The organism is Tropicibacter sp. S64, from assembly GCF_049803835.1.
Taxonomy (GTDB): Bacteria; Pseudomonadota; Alphaproteobacteria; order Rhodobacterales; family Rhodobacteraceae; genus Pacificoceanicola.
This window is the reverse complement of sequence record NZ_JBNAGK010000002.1, coordinates 428,872-448,762: the sequence shown is the minus strand read 5'-3', so window position 1 is coordinate 448,762 and position 19,891 is coordinate 428,872. Positions and strand designations below refer to the sequence as shown.

The 19,891-nt window shown below is 64.2% G+C and carries 14 protein-coding genes and 1 tRNA gene; 5 read left to right on the top strand and 10 right to left on the bottom strand.

Going from position 1 to position 19,891, the window contains the following annotated elements:
• Positions 1-44 precede the first annotated feature (44 nt).
• From folE2 to ACP159_RS05370, 3 genes are all read left to right on the top strand, one after another.
• On the top strand, positions 45-1,142 hold the full coding sequence (gene folE2 / locus ACP159_RS05380; RefSeq protein WP_425098613.1) for a GTP cyclohydrolase FolE2: 1,098 nt from the start codon (positions 45-47) through the stop codon (positions 1,140-1,142).
• A gap of 178 nt (positions 1,143-1,320) precedes the next feature.
• Positions 1,321-1,545 (top strand): hypothetical protein, encoded by a 225-nt coding sequence (locus ACP159_RS05375; RefSeq protein WP_425098612.1) that lies wholly within the window; start codon positions 1,321-1,323, stop codon positions 1,543-1,545.
• A 127-nt stretch (positions 1,546-1,672) separates the two neighbouring features.
• The gene (locus ACP159_RS05370; RefSeq protein WP_425098611.1) at positions 1,673-3,121 is read left to right on the top strand and encodes a TrkH family potassium uptake protein; all 1,449 of its coding nucleotides are present in this window, start codon (positions 1,673-1,675) and stop codon (positions 3,119-3,121) included.
• 215 nt (positions 3,122-3,336) lie between these two features.
• On the opposite strand, the gene ACP159_RS05365 is transcribed toward ACP159_RS05370, so the two are convergent.
• Positions 3,337-6,432 (bottom strand): valine--tRNA ligase, encoded by a 3,096-nt coding sequence (locus ACP159_RS05365; RefSeq protein ID WP_425098610.1) that lies wholly within the window; start codon positions 6,430-6,432, stop codon positions 3,337-3,339.
• A 706-nt stretch (positions 6,433-7,138) separates the two neighbouring features.
• On the bottom strand, positions 7,139-7,354 hold the full coding sequence (locus ACP159_RS05360) for a DUF1127 domain-containing protein (protein WP_425098609.1): 216 nt from the start codon (positions 7,352-7,354) through the stop codon (positions 7,139-7,141).
• A gap of 220 nt (positions 7,355-7,574) precedes the next feature.
• Here ACP159_RS05360 and ACP159_RS05355 point away from each other — a divergent pair, with 220 nt between their 5' ends.
• Entirely contained in the window at positions 7,575-8,636 is a 1,062-nt protein-coding gene (locus ACP159_RS05355; RefSeq protein WP_425098608.1) for a P-loop NTPase, read from the top strand.
• A gap of 352 nt (positions 8,637-8,988) precedes the next feature.
• Here ACP159_RS05355 and ACP159_RS05350 read toward each other — a convergent pair whose 3' ends face one another.
• From ACP159_RS05350 to ACP159_RS05335, 4 genes are all read right to left on the bottom strand, one after another.
• On the bottom strand, positions 8,989-10,110 hold the full coding sequence (locus ACP159_RS05350; protein WP_425098607.1) for a DNA polymerase III subunit delta': 1,122 nt from the start codon (positions 10,108-10,110) through the stop codon (positions 8,989-8,991).
• The gene (gene tmk / locus ACP159_RS05345; RefSeq protein ID WP_425098606.1) at positions 10,107-10,727 is read right to left on the bottom strand and encodes a dTMP kinase; all 621 of its coding nucleotides are present in this window, start codon (positions 10,725-10,727) and stop codon (positions 10,107-10,109) included. Before tmk ends, ACP159_RS05350 begins: the two co-directional genes overlap by 4 nt.
• The gene (locus ACP159_RS05340; RefSeq protein ID WP_425098605.1) at positions 10,724-11,923 is read right to left on the bottom strand and encodes a D-alanyl-D-alanine carboxypeptidase family protein; all 1,200 of its coding nucleotides are present in this window, start codon (positions 11,921-11,923) and stop codon (positions 10,724-10,726) included. Before ACP159_RS05340 ends, tmk begins: the two co-directional genes overlap by 4 nt.
• Before the next feature lie 214 nt (positions 11,924-12,137).
• Positions 12,138-13,091: an SPOR domain-containing protein gene (locus ACP159_RS05335; RefSeq protein ID WP_425098604.1), complete on the bottom strand. Its 954-nt coding sequence runs from the start codon at positions 13,089-13,091 to the stop codon at positions 12,138-12,140.
• Between the two features lie 223 nt (positions 13,092-13,314).
• On the opposite strand from ACP159_RS05335, the gene ACP159_RS05330 reads away from it, so the two are divergent.
• Positions 13,315-13,404: transfer RNA gene (locus tag ACP159_RS05330), tRNA-Ser, on the top strand.
• A 691-nt stretch (positions 13,405-14,095) separates the two neighbouring features.
• Here the strand turns inward: ACP159_RS05330 and ACP159_RS05325 are convergent.
• The 4 genes from ACP159_RS05325 to ACP159_RS05310 all read right to left on the bottom strand — a co-directional run bounded on the left by ACP159_RS05325 (position 14,096) and on the right by ACP159_RS05310 (position 19,880).
• Positions 14,096-15,751, bottom strand: coding sequence for a glycoside hydrolase family 13 protein (locus ACP159_RS05325; protein ID WP_425098603.1), 1,656 nt, complete (start codon positions 15,749-15,751; stop codon positions 14,096-14,098).
• Positions 15,752-15,835: 84 nt separating this feature from the next.
• Positions 15,836-17,437: an alpha-amylase family glycosyl hydrolase gene (locus ACP159_RS05320; RefSeq protein WP_425098602.1), complete on the bottom strand. Its 1,602-nt coding sequence runs from the start codon at positions 17,435-17,437 to the stop codon at positions 15,836-15,838.
• 103 nt (positions 17,438-17,540) lie between these two features.
• Positions 17,541-18,674 carry an ABC transporter ATP-binding protein gene (locus ACP159_RS05315; protein ID WP_425098601.1) on the bottom strand — a complete coding sequence of 378 codons (1,134 nt, stop codon included), beginning with the start codon at positions 18,672-18,674 and terminating at the stop codon, positions 17,541-17,543.
• A 54-nt stretch (positions 18,675-18,728) separates the two neighbouring features.
• On the bottom strand, positions 18,729-19,880 hold the full coding sequence (locus ACP159_RS05310; RefSeq protein ID WP_425098600.1) for a carbohydrate ABC transporter permease: 1,152 nt from the start codon (positions 19,878-19,880) through the stop codon (positions 18,729-18,731).
• Positions 19,881-19,891: the final 11 nt, after the last annotated feature.

The window sequence follows — 19,891 nt, the reverse complement described above, 5'->3', positions numbered from 1 at the left end:
TCCTATCTTATGACATGACTGACTTAGGGCGAGGGGGTTCCCCCATGAATATGCATACGCCGGAAATAGACCGGAAACCCAGCCGGGCGGAGGCAGAGGCGGCGCTGGCGCTGCTGCGGCTCTGGGCCGAGGGCAAGGAGCGCGCGGAGCTGCGCGATCTCGATCCCTCCGTGACCCGGCTGCTTGATCTCGCGCCTGACTCGTACCCGGCGCTGCGCCGGGCATATCCGGAAGAATTCGAGGTCGACAGCGCGTACAAGGACACCCTGCCGGACCTTCAAAACGGGCCGTCCTCGCTGATCAAGGGCGCGAACCGGGCGATTCAGCACGTCGGTATTTCCAACTTCCGCCTGCCGATCCAGTACCACACCCGCGACAATGGCGATTTGACGCTGGAAACCTCCGTGACCGGCACGGTGAGCCTCGACGCGGACAAGAAGGGCATCAACATGAGCCGCATCATGCGCTCGTTCTATGCCCACGCGGACAAGACTTTCAGCTTCGAGGTGATCGAGGCGGCCCTCGACGACTACAAGAGCGACCTGGAGAGCTTCGACGCCCGGATCAACATGCGGTTTTCCTTCCCGATGAAGGTCGAATCGCTGCGCTCTGGTCTTACCGGATACCAGTACTACGACATCGCGCTGGAACTGGTGGAAGTGGACGGCGTGCGCCGCAAGATGATGCACCTTGATTACGTATATTCGTCGACCTGCCCCTGCTCGCTGGAACTTTCGGAGCATGCCCGCCGCACACGCGGGCAACTGGCTACGCCGCATTCGCAGCGCTCCGTCGCACGGATCTCGGTCGAGGTGCGGGACGGCAAGTGCCTGTGGTTCGAGGACCTGATCGAGATGTGCCGCGACGCGGTGCCGACCGAGACGCAGGTGATGGTGAAGCGTGAGGACGAGCAGGCCTTTGCCGAGTTGAACGCCGCCAATCCGATTTTCGTAGAGGACGCGGCGCGGCTGTTCGCGGAGGCGTGCCAGAACGATCCGCGGATCGGGGATTACCGGGTGGTCGCCTCGCACCAGGAGAGCCTGCATTCGCACGACGCCGTTTCCGTCCTGACCGAAGGCACGCTCTTTGCAGCCGAAAGCCTTGATCCGAAGCTGTTTTCCACCCTGTTCCACGTCGGTTGAGACCGGCTTGGTGTGACCTCAGACAAGCGCCCGCCCGTCGGCGGGCGCTTTTTTGTGCAATGCGGCCCGGCATGCAAATCGTGATCGCCGGTTTCGCAGACTTGTTAACGCCTGTGTGCCATGCTGCCCGCAATGGGAGGAAACCGAAGTCTGATGTCTCTGACCGGAGGTTTCCGAAATGCCGCGACACAATGTACAGATCGCCATGGGGCACGGCTCCCTCGCGACGAAGATAGACCGCTACTTCTCCACGATCGGATTCGGCTTCAACCCGGGCCAGTTGCGCCGGGCACGCCTGCGCGAGATCATCGCACTGGAAGCCGCGACCGATGCGCAACTGGAGGCCATGGGCCTCGACCGGGACGATATTCTGCCGCATGTGTTCCGAGACTTGCTGAACTGAGCACAGCGGCAGCGGTGACCGGTTTCAGGCGGAACGTCATCTCACCGTCCGGCCGCCGCCTCCCTCCGAAGAGGCCAGTCCCCATGGCCGCTTGACAGCCGCGCGCAGCGGGGCCAAGCCTTTGCGCATGTTCGATATCCGCCCTGTCGCCTATGTGATCGGCCTGCTGGTCGCCTGTCTGGGCGGAACCATGTTCCTGCCCATGCTCGTTGACCTCGCCGAAGGCAAGGGCCACTGGACTGTGTTCTTCGAAAGCGGTGTCATCACGATCCTCGTCGGCGGGTTGACCGCGCTGGCCTGCCGCAATGCGGTCAAAGAGGGGCTTACCATCCAGCAGACCTTCCTGCTGACCGTGGCAGTCTGGGCCGCCCTGCCTCTTTTTGGAGGTCTGCCGCTGATGCTCGGGGCTACGCAGTCGAGCTTCACCGATGCCTATTTCGAGGCGATGTCCGGCCTGACGACCACCGGCTCAACCGTCCTCACCGGCCTCGAACACCTGCCCAAGGGCATCCTGCTCTGGCGCGGCCTGCTGCAATGGCTCGGCGGGATCGGGATCATCGTCGTCGCCATGGTCTTCCTGCCAGAGCTGCGGGTCGGCGGCATGCAGATTTTCCGCTCCGAAGCCTTCGAAACCATGGGCAAGATCCTGCCCCGGGCGACCCAGATATCCTCGTCGATCTCGACCATCTACGTCTCGCTCACGCTGCTCTGTGCCGGCGCTTACCTGCTTTGCGGCATGAACGCCTTCGACGCCTCCGTGCACGCGCTCACCACCCTCTCCACCGGCGGCTTCGCCAATTACGACGCGTCCTTCGGCACGTTTTCCGGCCCGGCGGAATATGTCGCCTCGGTGTTCATGGTTCTCGCCGCTCTGCCCTTCGTGCGTTACGTGCAGTTCGTGGCCGGTCACCCGAGGCCGCTCCTGCAGGACACGCAGGTTCAGGTCTTCCTGATGACCATCCTGGTGCTCGTGGTGGTGGCCTCCTGCGCCCTCCTGTGGATCTTTCCGCATCACCCGGAACAGGCCTTCCGGGAATCGCTCTTCAACATCACGTCGATCATTTCCGGCACCGGCTACGCATCCGTGGATTACATGCAGTGGGGGCCGTTCCTGATCATGATGTTCTTCTTCATCGGGTTGATCGGTGGCTGCGCGGGTTCGACCGCCTGCTCGGTCAAGATTTTCCGCTACCAGCTGCTTTTTGCCTCCGTGAAGGTTCAGCTCAAGCGCATCTACTCGCCGCACGGCGTCTTCACGCCCCAGTTCCAGGGCATGCCCGTGACCGACGAGGTCCTGAGCTCCGTCATGTCCTTCTTCGTGTTCTTCGTGGTTTCGCTCGGGCTGCTGACGGTCGGCCTGTCGCTGACCGGCATGGACTTCATCTCCTCCGTCTCCGGCGCGGCCACCGCGATCGGCAACATCGGTCCCGGACTCGGCGATCAGATCGGCCCGGCCGGCAATTTCGCCGAGGTCAACGACACCGCCAAATGGATGCTGAGCTTTGCCATGCTGACCGGGCGGCTGGAAGTGCTGGCCGTCTTCACGCTGTTCTCGATCCGCTTCTGGCGCGGGTAGGGCCGGGGCTTACGTTCGGCAAAGGCGGTCGATCCTCAAGACCCGGTCCGCGCATCTGCGCACCGCCGCCCCTTTCGTCTCTTTGAAAATACTCGAAAGAGAACCGCCCGGGGGCAAACGCCCGGGCGACCTCTGTTCCAACGGGTCGTAGGGCGGGGCTGTGCCCCGCGCTCCGGACAAGAACGCGCGGGGCCGTGCCCCGCACGCCCTCGGGATCAACCGATCTCGGCCAGACGCGCCAGCGCTTCCTTGAGTTGCGCTTCCTCCGCCTCGCGGGCGGCGAGGTTGGCCTTGGTCTCCTCGACCACCTCCTCCGGGGCGCTCTCTGCGAACTTCGGGTTGTTCAGACGCCCGCGCAAGCCGCCAAGCTCCTTCGCCAGCTTGCCCAGCGTCTTCTCCAGCCGCGCTTTTTCCTCCTCGACGTCGATGATGTCCGCCAGCGGCAGGCCGAAGCTTGCACCGCCCACGGGCACCGTCACACAGCCCTTGGGGAAGGCGTCCACGGTTTCAAGGCTCTCGATCCGGGCGAGGCGCTTGATCATCACCTCGTTGCGGTCCCACGCCCCTTGCTCGACGTCACTGAGGCCCGTCACCAGCATCGGCACATAAAGCCCCGCCGGAACGTGCATCTGCGCCCGTGCCGAGCGCACGCCGTCGATCAGCGCGATGACCCAGCCCATTTCCGTCTCGGCCTCCGCATCGACCAGTTCGGACCCGTAGGTCGGCCAGTTGGTCAGCATGAGGAGCTCGGAGCGGCTGCCGGTCTCCTTCCACAGCTCCTCGGTGATGAAGGGCATGATCGGGTGCAGCAGGATCAGGCACTGGTCGATGACCCAGGCCATCGTCGCCCGCGTCTCCGCCACGACGTCCGCGTCCTGACTGTCGAACAGCGGCTTGGAGAATTCCAGGTACCAGTCGCAGACTTTGCCCCAGACGAAGCCATAGAGCGCGCTGGCCGCGTCGTTGAAGCGATACTCCGTCAGCGCCTTGTCCACATCCTCGCGCACCTTCGCGGTCTCGCCGAGGATCCAGCGGTTCAGCGTGGCTTTCGGCGCAGGGATGGAGCCATCGGAGCCGCAGGCCCCGTTCATTTCTGCGAAGCGGGCGGCGTTCCACAGCTTGGTGCCGAAGTTGCGATAGCCGGTGATGCGCTCGACGCTCATCTTCAAGACGCCGCCGATGGAGGCCATGGCCGCATTGTTGAAGCGCAGCGCATCCGCGCCGTATTCGTCCACGATTTCAAGCGGGTCGATGACGTTGCCGGTGGTCTTCGACATCTTCTTGCCCTTCTCGTCGCGGACGAGCTGGTGCAGGTAGACGGTGTGGAAGGGGATCTCGCCCGTCACGGTCAGCGACTGCATGATCATCCGCGCCACCCAGAAGAACAGGATGTCGGACCCGGTGATCAACACATCGGTCGGGTGGAAGCGTTTCAGTTCATCCGTCTGCTCCGGCCAACCGAGCGTGCCGAAGGTCCAGAGGCCGGAGGAGAACCATGTGTCAAGGACGTCGGGGTCGCGCCAAACGAATACTTCTAGCGGATTGTTTTTCTCATCGCGTTTACAAGACGTTGAGCGAACCATCGCTTCGTATTGGTTCTCGACTTCAACTATTTCGAGACCACCATAGTATTCGTCCATCTGGTTTTTGGCGTCTTTGAAGTCAGCAGCGCAGTACGGCTGTTCGTCCAGATAACTATGCCAAACTGACTGATCTGTTCCGACTATGTAAGGCTGCTCTTTAAGGTTTTCGTCGTATGCTGGCCCATACCAAACCGGAATCTGATGTCCCCACCAAAGCTGGCGCGAGATGCACCAGGGCTCGATGTTCTCGAGCCAGTGGTAATAGGTCTTCTCGCCGCTTTCTGGGATGATCTTGATGTCGCCGTTCCGCACCGCGTCCAGCGCCGGGCCGACGACCTTTTCGGCATCGACAAACCACTGGTCCGTCAGCATCGGCTCGATGACGACCTTGGAGCGGTCGCCGAACGGCTGCATGATCGCCTTGGCCTCGACCAGCGGGACAAGCTCCTCCGTCCGGTCCTCGCCGCCTTCTTCCGGGGCGACGGGCTTTTTCACCGGCTTGCCAAGGCGCGGATCGGTGGCGACGGTCATCACCGCGAGACCCTCTTCGGTGATCTCACGCACAACCGCCTCACGCGCCTCGAACCGATCCAGCCCGCGCAGGTGATCGGGGACGAGGTTGACCGCATCGGCCTCCGCCTCGCTCAGCACCCGCTTGCCCTGCGCGACTTCCATGGCGATCGCCGCCGCCTCCGCATAGGGCGCCCCATCGGAGCGCATGTGCCCGCGCGTGTCCATCAGGCGGTACATCGGGATGCCGCCGCGCTTGGCGACCTGATAGTCGTTGAAGTCATGCGCGCCAGTGATCTTTACCGCGCCCGAACCGAAATTAGGATCGGGGTATTCGTCGGTGATGATCGGGATCAGGCGGCGGTGCTCTTTCGGACCCACGGGGATCTCGCAGAGCTTGCCGACGATGGGCGCATATCGCTCATCCGTGGTGAACACGGCCACCGCACCGTCGCCGAGCATTGTCTCCGGCCGCGTCGTGGCGATGGAGATGTAATCGCGCTCCTCCTCGAAGAGCACGTTCCCGTCCTCGTCCTTCTCGACGTAGGTGTAGGTCACGCCATCCGCGAGCGGATACTTGAAGTGCCACATGTGGCCCGCGACTTCGATATTCTCGACCTCCAGATCGGAAATCGCCGTCTCGAAATGCGGGTCCCAGTTCACAAGCCGCTTGCCGCGATAGATCAGACCCTTTTCGTACATATCGACGAAGACCTTGATCACCGCATCGTGGAAGTTGCCCTCGTTGCCGGCGGGCGCACCGGGTGCGCCGGACATGGTAAACGCATTGCGCTCCCAGTCGCAGGAGTCCCCCAGACGCTTCATCTGGTCGATGATGGTGCCGCCGTATTGCGTCTTCCAGTCCCAGACATGGCCGAGGAACTCCTCGCGGCTCATGTCCCGCCGCGCCAGACCCTTTTCCGCCTTCAACTTCTTCTCGACCTGAAGCTGCGTCGCGATGCCCGCGTGGTCCTGCCCCGGCTGCCAGAGCGTGTCGAAGCCGCGCATCCGGTGCCAGCGCACGAGGATGTCCATAAGCGTATGGTTGAACGCATGACCCACGTGCAAAGCCCCGGTCACGTTCGGCGGCGGCAGCATGATGCAGAAGCTCTCGTCCCGCGACTTGTTCGCCCCGGCCCGGAAGGCCCCGGCCTTTTCCCAGGCCTCGTAAAGCCGCGGTTCCGCGGTTTTTGCGTCGAAACTCTTGTCCATCGCCATCGGTCTATTTCCCAATCTTTGCTTGGGTTCGCAGATAGCGGGAGAGGGGCGGAAATGAAAGGCCCAAGGGGCCGCAGATGCCAGCCGGACAAAAGAAAACGGCGACGCTCAGGGAGGAGGAGAGAGCGCCGCCGTTCCATGCACGGGCACCCCAGGGAGGAGGAGAGGGGCCCCGATCCGTATCTGGTGCGGCGGCTCCCAGGGAGGAGGAGAGGAAGCCGCCGCTGTCATGCTGGCACTCAGGGAGGAGGAGAGAGCGCCCACATGTCTGGACCCGGAAGTCCGTAAGGGTGCGGCAGTCACCCAGGGAGGAGGAGAGGGCTCTGCCGCTGACATGACCCGGATCCAGGGAGGAGGAGAAGATCCGGCGTCAATCACGTTTGGGCTCTTTGTGGCCCTGATCTGGTTCGCGGCGGCTCCCAGGGAGGAGGAGAGGAAGCCGCCGCTGTGATGTGGGCTCCCAGGGAGGAGGAGAGGAAGCCCGACATGCCTTGGCCCAAGAGGACCGGAAACTCGTGGCGACAGCTCCCAAGGAGGAGGAGAGGAAGCTGTCGCCGGGATGAGAACCCTCAGGGAGGAGGAGAGAGGGCCGTCATCTGGTTGGGGCAGAGCCCCGTTTGGAGCGCGATGATCCCAGGGAGGAGGAGAGGGATCACCGCGATTGTTCCGGAGGGGTCAGGGAGGAGGAGAGACCCCGGCGGAATTCTTACATCTCGTATGCGGCCTGGTAGGCGACGCGGCGGACCATGGTCCGGTTCAGCCCCAGATCGCTCAGTTCACGATCGCTCAGGGACGCCAGTTCGCGGTACGTGGTGTTGAAAACCTTGCGGCGGGCGAGCCGGGCGCGGATATCGACGGTCAGGGTCGACAGGAGTGAACCAAGAGCGGACGGTGCGCGGGTAACGTCGGATGCGTATGCCATGTTGATATTGCCTCGTGGCGGTGTTTGTGTCTGGTTGCGCTAAAGATGGAGCAAATGCTGCACCTGCACAATCCGCCGGAACGGCAATGCCGCTATGCAGCAAATGCATGGAACGCATCGCTTAAGTCCGTGTTAAGCATGATTTTTAAGCAGATATCGGGTTATGGTTGAGTTGACCGCGGGTTATCCTGACACCAGCCTGACAGGGAGGAACGGGACAATGACAGACGTCTTGCAGGCGGCACGGGCCGCATTGGAGAAACTTGAGCTTCCGGACGGCGGAAACCTGATTTCCCGCGACATGATTCGAGCCTTGAGGGCTGACTCCGGGGCGGTGCGCTTTGTGATCGAAGCGCCGTCTGCGGAGTTGGCCCGCCTGATGGAGCCGCTGAGGAAGGCGGCCGAGGAGGTGGTTTCCCGCGTCGAAGGCGTCACCGAGGCGCATGCCGTGCTGACGGCGCCCGAAGCGAAGCCCGCGCCGTCTCTGAAGATCGGCGGTCATGCCAAGGCGCAGGAAGGCCCGATGCGTCCGCCGGGAGTGAAGACCCTGATCGCCGTTGGCTCCGGCAAGGGCGGCGTCGGCAAATCCACCGTCTCATCCAACCTCGCCGTGGCGCTCGCCCGTGCGGGCAAGCGCGTCGGTCTGCTCGACGCCGACATCCATGGCCCGTCGCAGCCCCGCATGTTCGGCCTCACCGGCAAACCCGCCAGCCCAGACGGCAAGACCATCACGCCGCTCACAGCCCACGGCGTCACCGTCATGTCCATCGGCTCGATGCTGGCGGAAGAAAAGGCGGTGATCTGGCGCGGCCCGATGTTGATGGGCGCATTGCAGCAGCTGTTGATGCAAGTGGACTGGGGCACACAGGATGTGCTCATCGTCGACCTGCCACCGGGCACCGGCGACGTGCAGATGTCGCTCTGCCAGAAAAGCGCGGTGGACGGCGCCATCGTGGTGAGCACACCGCAGGATGTGGCGCTTCTGGACAGTCGCAAGGCGCTTGACGCCTTCCAGACCCTGAAAACCCCGGTCCTCGGGCTGATCGAGAACATGGCCGTCTTCACCTGCCCGCATTGCGGCAAGGACAGCCATATCTTCGGCCACGGCGGCGTTGCGAAGGAGGCGGAAAAGCTCGGGGTGCCGCTGCTTGCGCAATTGCCCATCGACCTCGACACTCGCCTCGGCGGTGACGACGGCACACCCGTGGCGCTGGGCGATGGGCCGATGGCGCAGGCCTATGCGCAGCTTGCGGACCGGCTGATCCGGGGCGGCATCGTCTGATCGTCAACGCACCGTGCGGTCCTCTTACCGGACCGCGCGGTGCTCCGTACCAACAATATCTTGCGGCTCGGATCCAGAATAACCACAAGGCTGCCGGAACCGCCGCCGCCCCTGACCCGGGCAAACCGCAAAGTTTGGTACGATTCTATCCGATTTTCGTACATATTCCCGGCTCTGAAAGCCGCCGCGGCGCCAAAATGCCCCGAAGTGTCCCGGCAAGCGCAAAATCACGGTTAACAAACCGGGAGCGTCGCGTCGTTCCTCGCTTTTTCTCTTTCCAAATGCCTCCGGGGATCCGGGGCAGAGCCCCGTCCGAAAATTTTGTTCCGGCAAAATTTTCCCCGCCCGAGGCTCAGACCGCGTGGCGCAATTGCAGGAACAGGTCCGTCACCAGCGCCGCCGGCTCGACATTCACCGCCCGCGCATGGCGGGCGCGATCTGCCGCATTTTGCGCCACTTCTGCCCAGCAGCGGGCGGCGGTCTGGTCCGGGCAGAGCTTTGCAAGCGCAGTATGCTCCCCTGGTGCCGCTTCGGCGGCGGGCGGCACGCCGGTGGCGCCGAAGCGGGCGATGCGGGCGGTGGCGAGGTCCACAAGGGTCAGCAACAGGTCCAGCTGCTCCTCCTTGCCGCGACCGGCGAAGCTGTCGGCGAGGCCCATCATCCGGGGGCGGTCGAGGGTCGGCAGGCTGCCGAGCACCGCCATGATCTCGCGGTAGAGCGCCAGCCCGCCGAGGTTCAGAAGCCGCACGGCCGCCCCGACCGAGCCCCCCGCCAGTTCGGTCAGCGCCGCGGCGCCCTCGTCCGGGGTCTCCACGCCTGCCTGCGCCAGCGCCGCGGCCATGTCTTCGGCGCCGAGCGGGCCGAGCCGCAACTCGCGGCAGCGCGAGCGGATCGTCGGCAGCAGCCCGGCGGGCTGGTGCGAGATCAACAGCAGCGTCGTACGGGCAGGGGGCTCTTCCAGCATCTTGAGCAGCGCATTGGCGGCGTTGGTGTTCAACTCGTCGGCGGCGTCGACGATGACCACGCGCCGTCCGCCGTCCGCGGCGCTGAGCGCGAAGAAATTACTCAGCTTGCGGACTTCCGGCACGCGGATTTCGCCCGCCAGCTTGTCGCCCTTGTCGTTCGGCCCGCGCCGCAGCAGGAACAGCCCCGGCTCCGACAGGGCCAGCAGCCGCCGCGAGACCGGATGATCCGGCGCGATGCCGAGGCTGTCGGGGGGCGGCGGTGCGCCGAACAGCCCGTCGCCCTCCTCCGGCGGCGTGGCCAGCAGGAAACGGGCGATGGCCCAGGCCAGCGTTGCCTTGCCGGTGCCACGCGGCCCGGTGATCAGCCAGCCATGGTGCAACCGCCCGGTGGAATAGGCTGTCAGGAAGTCCGCCTCCGCCTGGCCCTGTCCGAGAACACGCGGCGTCTCGCGCGGGTGCGGCGCGCCGGGCACGCGGTCCGGTTCGGGAAGGACGATGGCCTCGCTCATGCCAGACGGGCTTCGACGATGTCACGGATCTCGGCGGTGACAGTCGCCGTGGCGCGGCTGCCGTCGACCACCCGGATGCGGTTGCCATGGACCTGCGCCAGCGCGAGGAAGCCGGTGCGCATGCGTTCCTGCAACTGGAGGCCGAAGTCCTCGAAGCGTTCTTCCGCCGTGGCCCGCGACTTGGCCCGCGACAGGGCCTCGCGGGCGTCCATGTCGATCAGGATGGTCAGGTCCGGCTCGACCCCGATCATCAGGTCATGCAAGGCGTCGACCTTGCGGCGCAGGCCGGAGCGACCCTGGTACATGCGGGTGGAATCGGCGAAGCGGTCACAGATCACCACCGCGCCCCGGTCCAGCGCGGGCCAGATCACCCGTTCCAGATGGTCACGCCGGGCGGCGGTGAACAGCAGCAGTTCGGTTTCGGCGGACCAGCGGTCCGGCTCGCCCTGCAGCACCAATGCGCGGATTTCCTCGGCCCCCGGACTGCCGCCGGGCTCCCGGGTCAGGACGACCTCGCGGCCGGTGTTTTCGAGATAGTCGGCAAGCGCGCGGGTCTGGGTGGATTTGCCCGACCCGTCGATGCCCTCGAAGCTGACAAAGAGGCCGCGTCTGTTCACATGCTGTCCTGTGACTGTTCGGAACCCTGAAGGCGGGCGATCACATGTTTGCTCACCGTCATTATGCGGTCCATGAAGCCGCCGGATTCGACCGCATCGGCGGCGAAGAGCGGCACGCGGGTTTCCGGCAGGCCTTCCGGCGCGATGACCAGCTCGGCCAGTTGCTGGCCCTTCTGGATCGGTGCCTCGACCGGGCCGGTATAGACCACTTCCGCCTTAAGGCCACCCGGCGTCGCGCGCGGCAGGAGCAGGGTCAGGTCCTTGTCGGCGACCAGCGCGACATCGGTCTGCGCGCCCAACCAGACGTCGGCCCGGGCGATCTCGGTGTCCTTCTTCACGATGGTCTGCTCGGCGAACTGGCGGAAAGCCCAGTTGACGATGCTCTCGGATTCCTCGGCCCGGGCCTTGGCGCTGTCGAGGCCGGTGATGGCGAAGATCACCCGCCGCTCGCCCTGCTTGGCGCTGCCGACGAGGCCATAGCCCGCTTCCTGCGTGTGGCCGGTCTTGAGCCCGTCCGCCCCGATCCCGAGCCCAAGCAGCGGGTTCCGGTTGTAGCGGTTCTGGCTTTCGTTCTGGTCGAAGAGGAACTCCTCCTGCGCGAACATCGGGTAGAATTCGGGAAAGTCCTCGATGATGCGGCGGGCCAGCAGGACGAGATCGCGCACCGACATGACGTGGCCGTCGGCGGGCCAGCCGTTGGAGTTCTTGAAGGTCGAAGAGGTCATGCCGAGCTGCTGCGCGCGCTGCGTCATCAGCCGGGCGAAGCCGGCCTCGGTGCCATCCGGGGAGAGCGCCTCGGCGAGGACGACACAGGCGTCGTTGCCCGAGAGCACGATGATGCCGAGCAGCAGGTCCTCGACCGCGACACGCTCGCCCGCCTTGAGGAACAGGGTAGAGCCGCCGTAGTCCATGGCGTGCTGCGAGACGCGCAACTCCTCCTTGAGGCCGAGTCGCCCGTCGCGGACCGCCTCGAAGGCGAGGTAGAGCGTCATCAGCTTCGACATGGACGCCGGCGGCAGCGCCTCGTCGGCACGCTTGGCCATCAGGACGGTGCCTGTGGTCTGGTCCATGACGAAGGCCGCCTTGGCGCGGGTGTCGAAGGCAGAGGCCTGCGTGGCGATGAGCGCCAGCGCCGTCGCGGCGGTCATGAGGATGCGGGGAAGGGCTTTCTGGAAGGGGCGGGGGAGGGCGGTCATGGGTCTGCTCCTCTGGAGAAAGATCGAGTCACGTCATTTATGACCCATTGTCCGGGAGGTGTCACGCCGGTGTCGGCGAAGGATCGCCCGTTGTCGGCGGCGATCCCGGCTTCGTGTCCGGGAAACCGGTGACAAGCGCGATCCGGCGATCCGCCAAACGAAAATCCCCGCACCATGGGTGCGGGGACAAGAGCGATCACACGGGCAGACTGCCTCAGTTCGACACGGCGTAAGCATCGGTGAAGCCGGTGCCCTTGATCTTGGTCAGCAGCGCCGACAGCTCTTCCTTTGTCTGCGCCGGGCCGACGATGACACGCCAGAAGACCTTGCCGTTGGAATTCTGCTTCTTCACCGTCGGAACCATGCCGTCCTGGCGCATGGCCGTGGCGGTATTGTTGGCGTTCTGCTCGACCGAGAAGATGCCGATCTGGATGTAGGGCTTGCTCAGCGCCGAGGGTTTCTTCGGCGCGGGTGCGGCCGCGGCAGCCGGTTTCGGCGCGGTGGGGGGTGTTGCGGCGGGTTTCGCCGGAGCCAGAGCGGCGGTCTCGATGGCGGCAGCCGCGCCAGAGACAACCGGATCGCCCCCGACGCCAAGCGGCGCCGGATCGAGGGTGCCTTCCGCGACTTGCGGCGCGGCGGGGATCGGGCCGTCCGCCACCTGTTCGGTCAGCGGCGTGGCTTCCGGTTCCGGCGTGATTTCCTCGCGTTGCAGGGCCACCACGTTGAGGTTGTTCGGCTGCCCGGCCAGCATCTCGAGCGCGGCGGCGGCGTCGGACGACACCTGCAGGCGCGGCCCGGGCGACTGGCGTTCGCGCCGGAACAGGGCACCGATCACGAACTTGCCGTTGGTTTCGTTGCGAATGATCACGCGGCCCGGTTCCTTGACGTCCGGATGCGCCACCCAGACCCCGCCGAGCGAGGGGCGGCCGTCCCAGAGACCGGCTTCCTTGGCGGAGAAGATCTCCGGCGCCTCGATGTCGCGTTCGATGGTCTCGCCCGCGGCCATCCCGGAGGCGGCACGGGTCACCTCGCCCTCGGCACCGCCGGATTTGGCCTGCAGGAAGCCCGGCATCTGCCCTTCCTCGCAAGCGGAGAGTGCGAAAAATCCAAGGATAAGCACCGAGTTGCGCAGCATCCTGCTGCGGAGTGCCAAGGTCCACCTGCTCATGTCGTGCCTCTCGCCTTTGTCCGCGGGGGTGCCGCGTGTTGGCCGGGATCGTTGACGCGTGCCCCGGTCTGTACTGCCTCTGTTCGGACACGTTCCGGCCCGTTGTGCGCCACCTTAACAAGGGTCGACTCACAAGAAAAGCCTGCTGACAAGGGGTCCGGCGGATTTTCCCTTGACCGTGCGCTTTCAGAATCATTTCCGGGCAGGTATCAGGCCGGTGACCGGAGGTTTGGCAGAGTGGTCGATTGCGGCGGTCTTGAAAACCGTTGGGCGTGAGAGCGTCCCCAGGGTTCGAATCCCTGAGCCTCCGCCACTTGCCCCCGCAAAAGCGTTCTCCCGATCCGGCTGCGGCCGGATTTTTGCGTGTTTTCAAAGGGGTTTGCGAGACGGGCTGAGAACCTTCGCGACGGCGGTTGACCCAAAATCCGTTCTCTCAGCCGGTTTTTCTCTGGACCTGATGACTGCGCTGATTTGGTGAATTCTTTGCAAGCACCTGTAAAAAAATAACTTTCCGGAAGAGCAACCTGAACACTTCGACCGGAGTCGCGTTCGCTGTGATGGAACAGAAATCGAACATTCGCTGATCGTCCGGATATGTATCGTAGCGCTGAGGCTTCCGCAGCGCAGCATTCTTCCAAACACTGCAGATAGGGCGGTTTTCGGAAGTTTGCCGCAAGCGCGAACCCGCCCAGGATCCACCATGGAAAAGGACATTCGGCATTATGTCCAAGCTGGCGGCATTCTGGTCGAGAGGACAGTCGGAGATTGAGGATGGGTTGCATCGGCAATTGTTTGCGAGGCTCTATTCAGGTCGTTATGGGCCGCCATGCTTGATACTTGAAAAAACAGTCGTCTGCGGTGCGCGTTCGGCGGGAACGGTCAGAGGGTGACCGCACCTTCCAGTGCAAGAGCCGTGAGAGGCCCTGCGTGGGGCATACGAACGGTGTGCCTCCCGGACGCCCGGCGCGGTTCTCCTTGAATTCAGGCTTGTCGGCACAGGTCTGTCAGCCGCCAATTGACAAGACAAACGCCTCAAACGGCTTGAGCGTGATGCGCCCGTCCAGACGCTCTCTCGGGATGTCGTTCGATATCAGACAGCGCCCAGACCCCCTGAGCGCATCCGGCACATCGAACTGCGTGTCCTCGCCTTTGAAATTCGCCACCACCGCAAGGCGAACGCCGTTTAGCTCCCGCAGGTAGGCAAAGACACTGCCGTCTTCCTCCGCGACGGGCCGATAGGTGCCGTGGACCATGGCGGGCCAGGATTTCCGCAACGCGATCAGTTCTTTGTAATGCGCAAAGACACCGTTTGGATCGGCCCGGTCAGCCTCCACATTGACCTGCCCGTGGTTCGGATTGACCTCGATCCACGGTGTTCCGTCGGTAAAACCCGCATTGGTCCCACCAGTCCATTGCATCGGCGTGCGCGCGTTGTCCCGCCCGTTGGCGTTGGCGCCGGCGATAAAGGCCTCGGGACTGACGCCGCGCGCGATTTCTTCGGCATAGTGGCCCAGGGTCTCGACGTCACGGAACTGGTCGATCCGGGTGAAGGCGGCATTCGTCATGCCGATTTCTTCCCCCTGATAGACAAAGGGCGTGCCCTTCATCAGGTGCATCACCGTCGCCAGCATCTTGGCCGATTTCACGCGATATGCGCCATCGTCACCGTATTTCGACACCTGCCTCGGCAGGTCGTGGTTGGACAGGAAAAGCGAGTTCCAGCCATCGTTTGCCAGCGCCGCCTGCCAGTCGTTCAGCACGCGCTTGAAGGCGACAAGGTCGAAGGGCCTCGGTTTCCACTTGCCGTGAACAGGGTCCCAGCCTTCAACCACGTGGTTGAATTGGAAGACCATATCGAGTTCCCGCCGGTCCCGCCCGCAATAGAGCAGCGCCGTGTCTGTGCTGACCGCCCAGCTTTCGCCGACCGTCACGCTGTCGCGGCCCTCCAGGACTTCGCGGTGCATGTCCTGCAGGAACCCGTGCAGATACGGGCCTTCCTCATAGAGGCCGGCATCCACGTCCTTGCCGATCAGGCTGATGACATCCATGCGAAAGCCGGCGATGCCGCGATCGAACCACCAATTCATCATGTCGTAGATCTCTCGCCGAAGCGACGGGTTCTGCCAGTTCAGATCGGGCTGGTGCGGACTGAAATGACCCAGATAGTATTGGCCGACCTCCGGCACCCAGGTCCAGGCGGAGCCCCCGAAACAGGCCTGATGCCCATTGGGCGGACCGCCGTCCGGAGCCGGGTCGCGCCAGACGTAATAGTCATGCTCGGGTGCGTCCCGCGAGGCCCGCGCGGCGTGAAACCACGCATGGTCGGACGAGCTGTGGTTCACGACGAGGTCCATGACGATCCGGATGCCGCGTGCGCTGGCCTCGGCCACCAGCCTGTCGAAATCCGCCAGCGTGCCGAATTCCGGCGCGATGTCGCGGTAATCGGAAATGTCGTAGCCATTGTCGGCCATCGGGCTGCGATAGACCGGCGAGAGCCAGATGAACCCGATGCCGAGATCGCGCAGGTGGTCGAGCTTCGCGATGATGCCGGGAATGTCGCCGATGCCATCGCCGTTGGTGTCGCAGAAGCTGCGCGGATAGATCTGGTAGCCGGTGGCGCTTTGCCACCAGGGCGAAGCGTCGATGGACAGCTGTGTCATGACGTTCTCCGTTTGGTTCACTATGTTTTCAGGGGACAGGCCGCACAGAAACCGCGCGGCCGACATGATGGTGCGCGAGGCGGCTCAGACGGCCTGGACGATCACCGCGTCATTGGCGGCCAGGGCAAGGCTTTGCCCCGCGTCGTCCATGGTGCTCTGACCGGCCGCAAGCACGATCCGCCCGGCGACCGGACAGGCCTTCGGATCGGCTGTGAAATTGAGGCAGACATGGTAGCGCGTCCCGCCAAGGGTCCGGGCGAAGACATAGACGCCATCCTCGGCCAACACCGTCTGGTAGCTGCCTAGGGTGAGGGCGGGCGTTTCCCGGCGCAGCGCGATCAGGCTGCGGACAAAGCTAAGGAACGACGCCGGATCGGCGCTTTGGTTTTCCACGTCGCCATCCGAAGGAACGAACACCGGCAACCACGGATCGCCGCTGCTGAATCCGCGGTTCGGGCCTTGGGTCCATGGCATCGGCGTGCGGGCCGGGTCCCGGCCCAGCCCAAGGCCCGGCACCTGTTTCTCCCACGGATCCTGCACCGCTTCGGGCGGAATCGACGCACTTTCCATACCCAGCTCGTCGCCCTGATACAGCGTCGGCGTGCCGCGCAGGGTCAGCAGCAGCGTCGTCGCAACCGCCGCCTGCGCCGGACCCGCGCGGCTGGCGATCCGCGCGCAATCGTGGTTGCCAAGCACCCAGTTGCCCCAGGCGCCCTCGGGCAAGGCGGCCTCGTAGGCCTCAACCCGGTCGACGATCTCCGCCATGGACCAGGGGATGTCGAGCAGCGAGAAGTTGAAGGGAAGCTGGAAGGCGTCGAAATCCTTTCCGTAATAGGCCATGACCGCGGGCAGATCGCCATCCGTCTCGCCGATCAGAACCCGGCCCGGGAACGCATCGGTGACCCGGCGCATCATGCGCACGAACTGGTGTCCCTCCGGCTGGTGCTTGGAGTGCACTTTCAGGAAACGGTAGGACGGGTTCATGTGCTCGCGCCATTGCGGGTCGGGCGGATGATCGCCCTTGTCCACATCCGGTGCGATATGCGTGATCGCGTCCACCCGGAACCCGTCGACCCCGCGTTCATACCAGAAGCGCAGTGTATCGAGCATCTCGGCCTGCACCTCGGGGTTGCGCCAGTTCAGCGCCGGCTGCTCGGACAGGAAGATGTTGAGGTAATACTGCCCGGACCCTGCGTCCCACGTCCAGGCAGAGCGGCCGAATTCACTGATCCAGTTGGTCGGTGGGCTGCCGTCGGGCTTGGCATCGCGCCAGATGTACCAGTCGCGCTTGGGGCTTTGCCGGGATGCGCGGGCCTCGATGAACCACGGATGCTCATGCGAGGTATGGCTCGGCACGAAATCGAGGATCAGCTTCAGCCCCCGGCTGTGCGTGGCGGCGACGAGACTGTCGAAATCCGCGAGCGTGCCGAACATCGGGTCGATATCCCGGTAATCGGACACGTCATAGCCGAAATCGGCCATGGGCGACGTGAAGATCGGTGAAATCCAGATGGCGTCGATACCAAGATCCACGAGGTAGTCGAGCCGGCTTTCGATGCCCCTCAGATCCCCGATGCCGTCGCCGTCATGGTCCTGGAAGGACCTTGGATAGATCTGGTAGATGATGCCGGTCTTCCACCAGTCATTGTCGGTATGCGCGGCGGTCTCGATGGCTTGCTGTTTCATGGCGGTGCGGTCCCGTTGTCGGAAAGCTCCGCCCGGCGGGTGGAGCTCGCGTTGCTGTCGAATGGTGTTGGGCCGGGTTGTCCCGGCCCGCGCGTCCCGGGTCTCAGTGCAGGTTGGAGACGATCCGTTTCTTCGGTCGGTCGCGGTAAAGCAGCGACTGGCCGTCCTCGAAGACATGGACCTTCGAGGGGTCGGCGGTCAGCTTGACGTCCATGCCGCGCATGGTCTTGTGAATCCCCGGCAGCTTGGCGATCACCGGGTTCGCCGCCTCTTCATCGGCATGAAAATAGAGAATGGTCACCTCGCCGAGGGCCTCGGTGATGGCGACCTGACCGTGGTAGATGTGTGTCGCATCCGGCGCCGCCGCCACAAGGTCTTCGGGGCGCACACCGACGTTGACCTTCTTGCCCATGTCCTCGGGTACGGAGGGGTGGTTCGACAGAGCCTCGCCGCCATCCTTCGTGCGCACGCGGGTTTGGTCGCCGGTCTCGATGATCTCGCCGTGGATCAGGTTCATCGCGGGCGAGCCGATGAACTGGGCGACGAATTCGTTCTCGGGCCTTTCGTAAAGCTCCAGCGGCGTGCCGACCTGTGCGATGCCGCCTCCGGCCAGAACGACGATCCGCGTGGCAAGCGTCATGGCCTCCACCTGGTCGTGGGTGACGTAGATCATCGTCGAATTCGGCATCGATTCCTTCAGTTGCGCGATCTCGATCCTTGTGGCCACGCGCAGCGCCGCGTCGAGGTTCGAGAGCGGCTCGTCAAACAGGTAAACCTTGGGGTCGCGCACGATCGAGCGGCCAATGGCCACCCGTTGCCGCTGACCGCCCGAGAGGGCCTTGGGCAGGCGGTCGAGATAGGGATCGAGTTGCAGGATCTTCGCCGCGCGGTCCACGCGCGCGTCGATCTCGGCCTTTGGCATCTTGGCGATCTTGAGCGCGAAACTCATGTTGTCGCGCACGCTCATGTGCGGATAGAGCGCGTAGCTCTGGAACACCATCGCGATGCCACGCTGCGCGGGCGGCACATCGTTCACGACCATGCCGTCGATCGACAGTTCGCCGTCGGTGATCCGTTCAAGACCCGCGATCATGCGCAGCAGCGTGGACTTGCCGCAGCCCGACGGCCCGACGAAGACGATCAGTTCCCCGGTCTGGATTTCCAGATCAATATCCTGGAGGACCGTCACCGCGCCGCCATAGGACTTCTTGACAGTCTTCAGCGAGAGATTGGCCATTTTCCTATCCTTTTCCTTGTCGGCGGGGGCGCATCCTGGACGCGGCCCCCAATGTCACTTCACCGAGCCGGCCAGAAGGCCGCGCACGAGGAACCGCTGCAGGCTGAAGAAGACGGCGAGCGGTACCGCGATCGACACGAAGGCCGCCGCCGCAAGGATGCCCCAGTCGCCGCCGCGCGAACCCAGCAGGTCGTCGGCGATCTTGACCGTCATCACCTTGGCCTCGTCGGCCGAGGGCAGGAACACCTTGGCCACGAGCAGGTCGTTCCATGTCCAGAGGAACTGGAAGATTGCGAAAGAGGCCAGCGCGGGCAGGGACAGGGGCAGCACGATCCTGGTGAAGATCTGGAAGTCCGTCGCGCCGTCCACGCGGGCGCATTCGATGATGTCGCGCGGCAGACCCGCCATGTAGTTGCGCAGCAGGTAGACGGCCAGCGGCATGCCGAACCCGGTATGTGCCAGCCAGATGCCTACAAAGCTTTGCCAGACGCCGATCCCGTTGTGCAGGTTGAGCACCGGCACCAGCGCCAGCTGGATCGGCACGACGAGCAGCCCGACGATCCCGGCGATCAACAGGCCCCGGATCGGGAATTCCATCCATGCCAGCGCATAGGCGGCGAAGGCTGCGACAAGGATCGGGATGATTGTCGCGGGAATGGCCACGGTCAACGTGTTGATGAAGGCGCGGTCCATGTTGTCGCCCGACAGCACCGTGCGATAGTTGTCGAGTGTCAGCTTCGGCGGGCTTTCCGCCGCGAAATAGACTCTCTGGCCGCGGCCGTCCGGAGCGTCCGGCGTGATCCACACGTAGGTGCCGTCGGCATTGACCGTCAGCGTTTCGCCGTCGCCCAGATCGGCGGTGCTTCCGGCAACATAGGCCTTGGGCTCCGCGCCACGGGTCCCGAAGGCGGCAATCTCGCCGGGTGTCCCGCTGAAATACGAGCGTGCCTCTTCGTCGTCGAAGATGTAGCCCTCGACCCGGAACAGATCGCCGTCGGCAACGGCCTCCGTCCCGGTGCGCGCCCGCGCGGTCAGTTCCACCGGGAACATGGCCTGCCACCAGCCGGTGGCCGAGATCTGGTCCTTGTCCCGAAAAGAGGACACCAGAAGCCCGACGGTCGGAAGGACCCAGATCAGCACCATGACGAGCATGGCAAGGTGGGTGGCCCAGCGGAGTCCCGTTGATTTTCCTGCGATATTTTCCATGACCGGCCCTC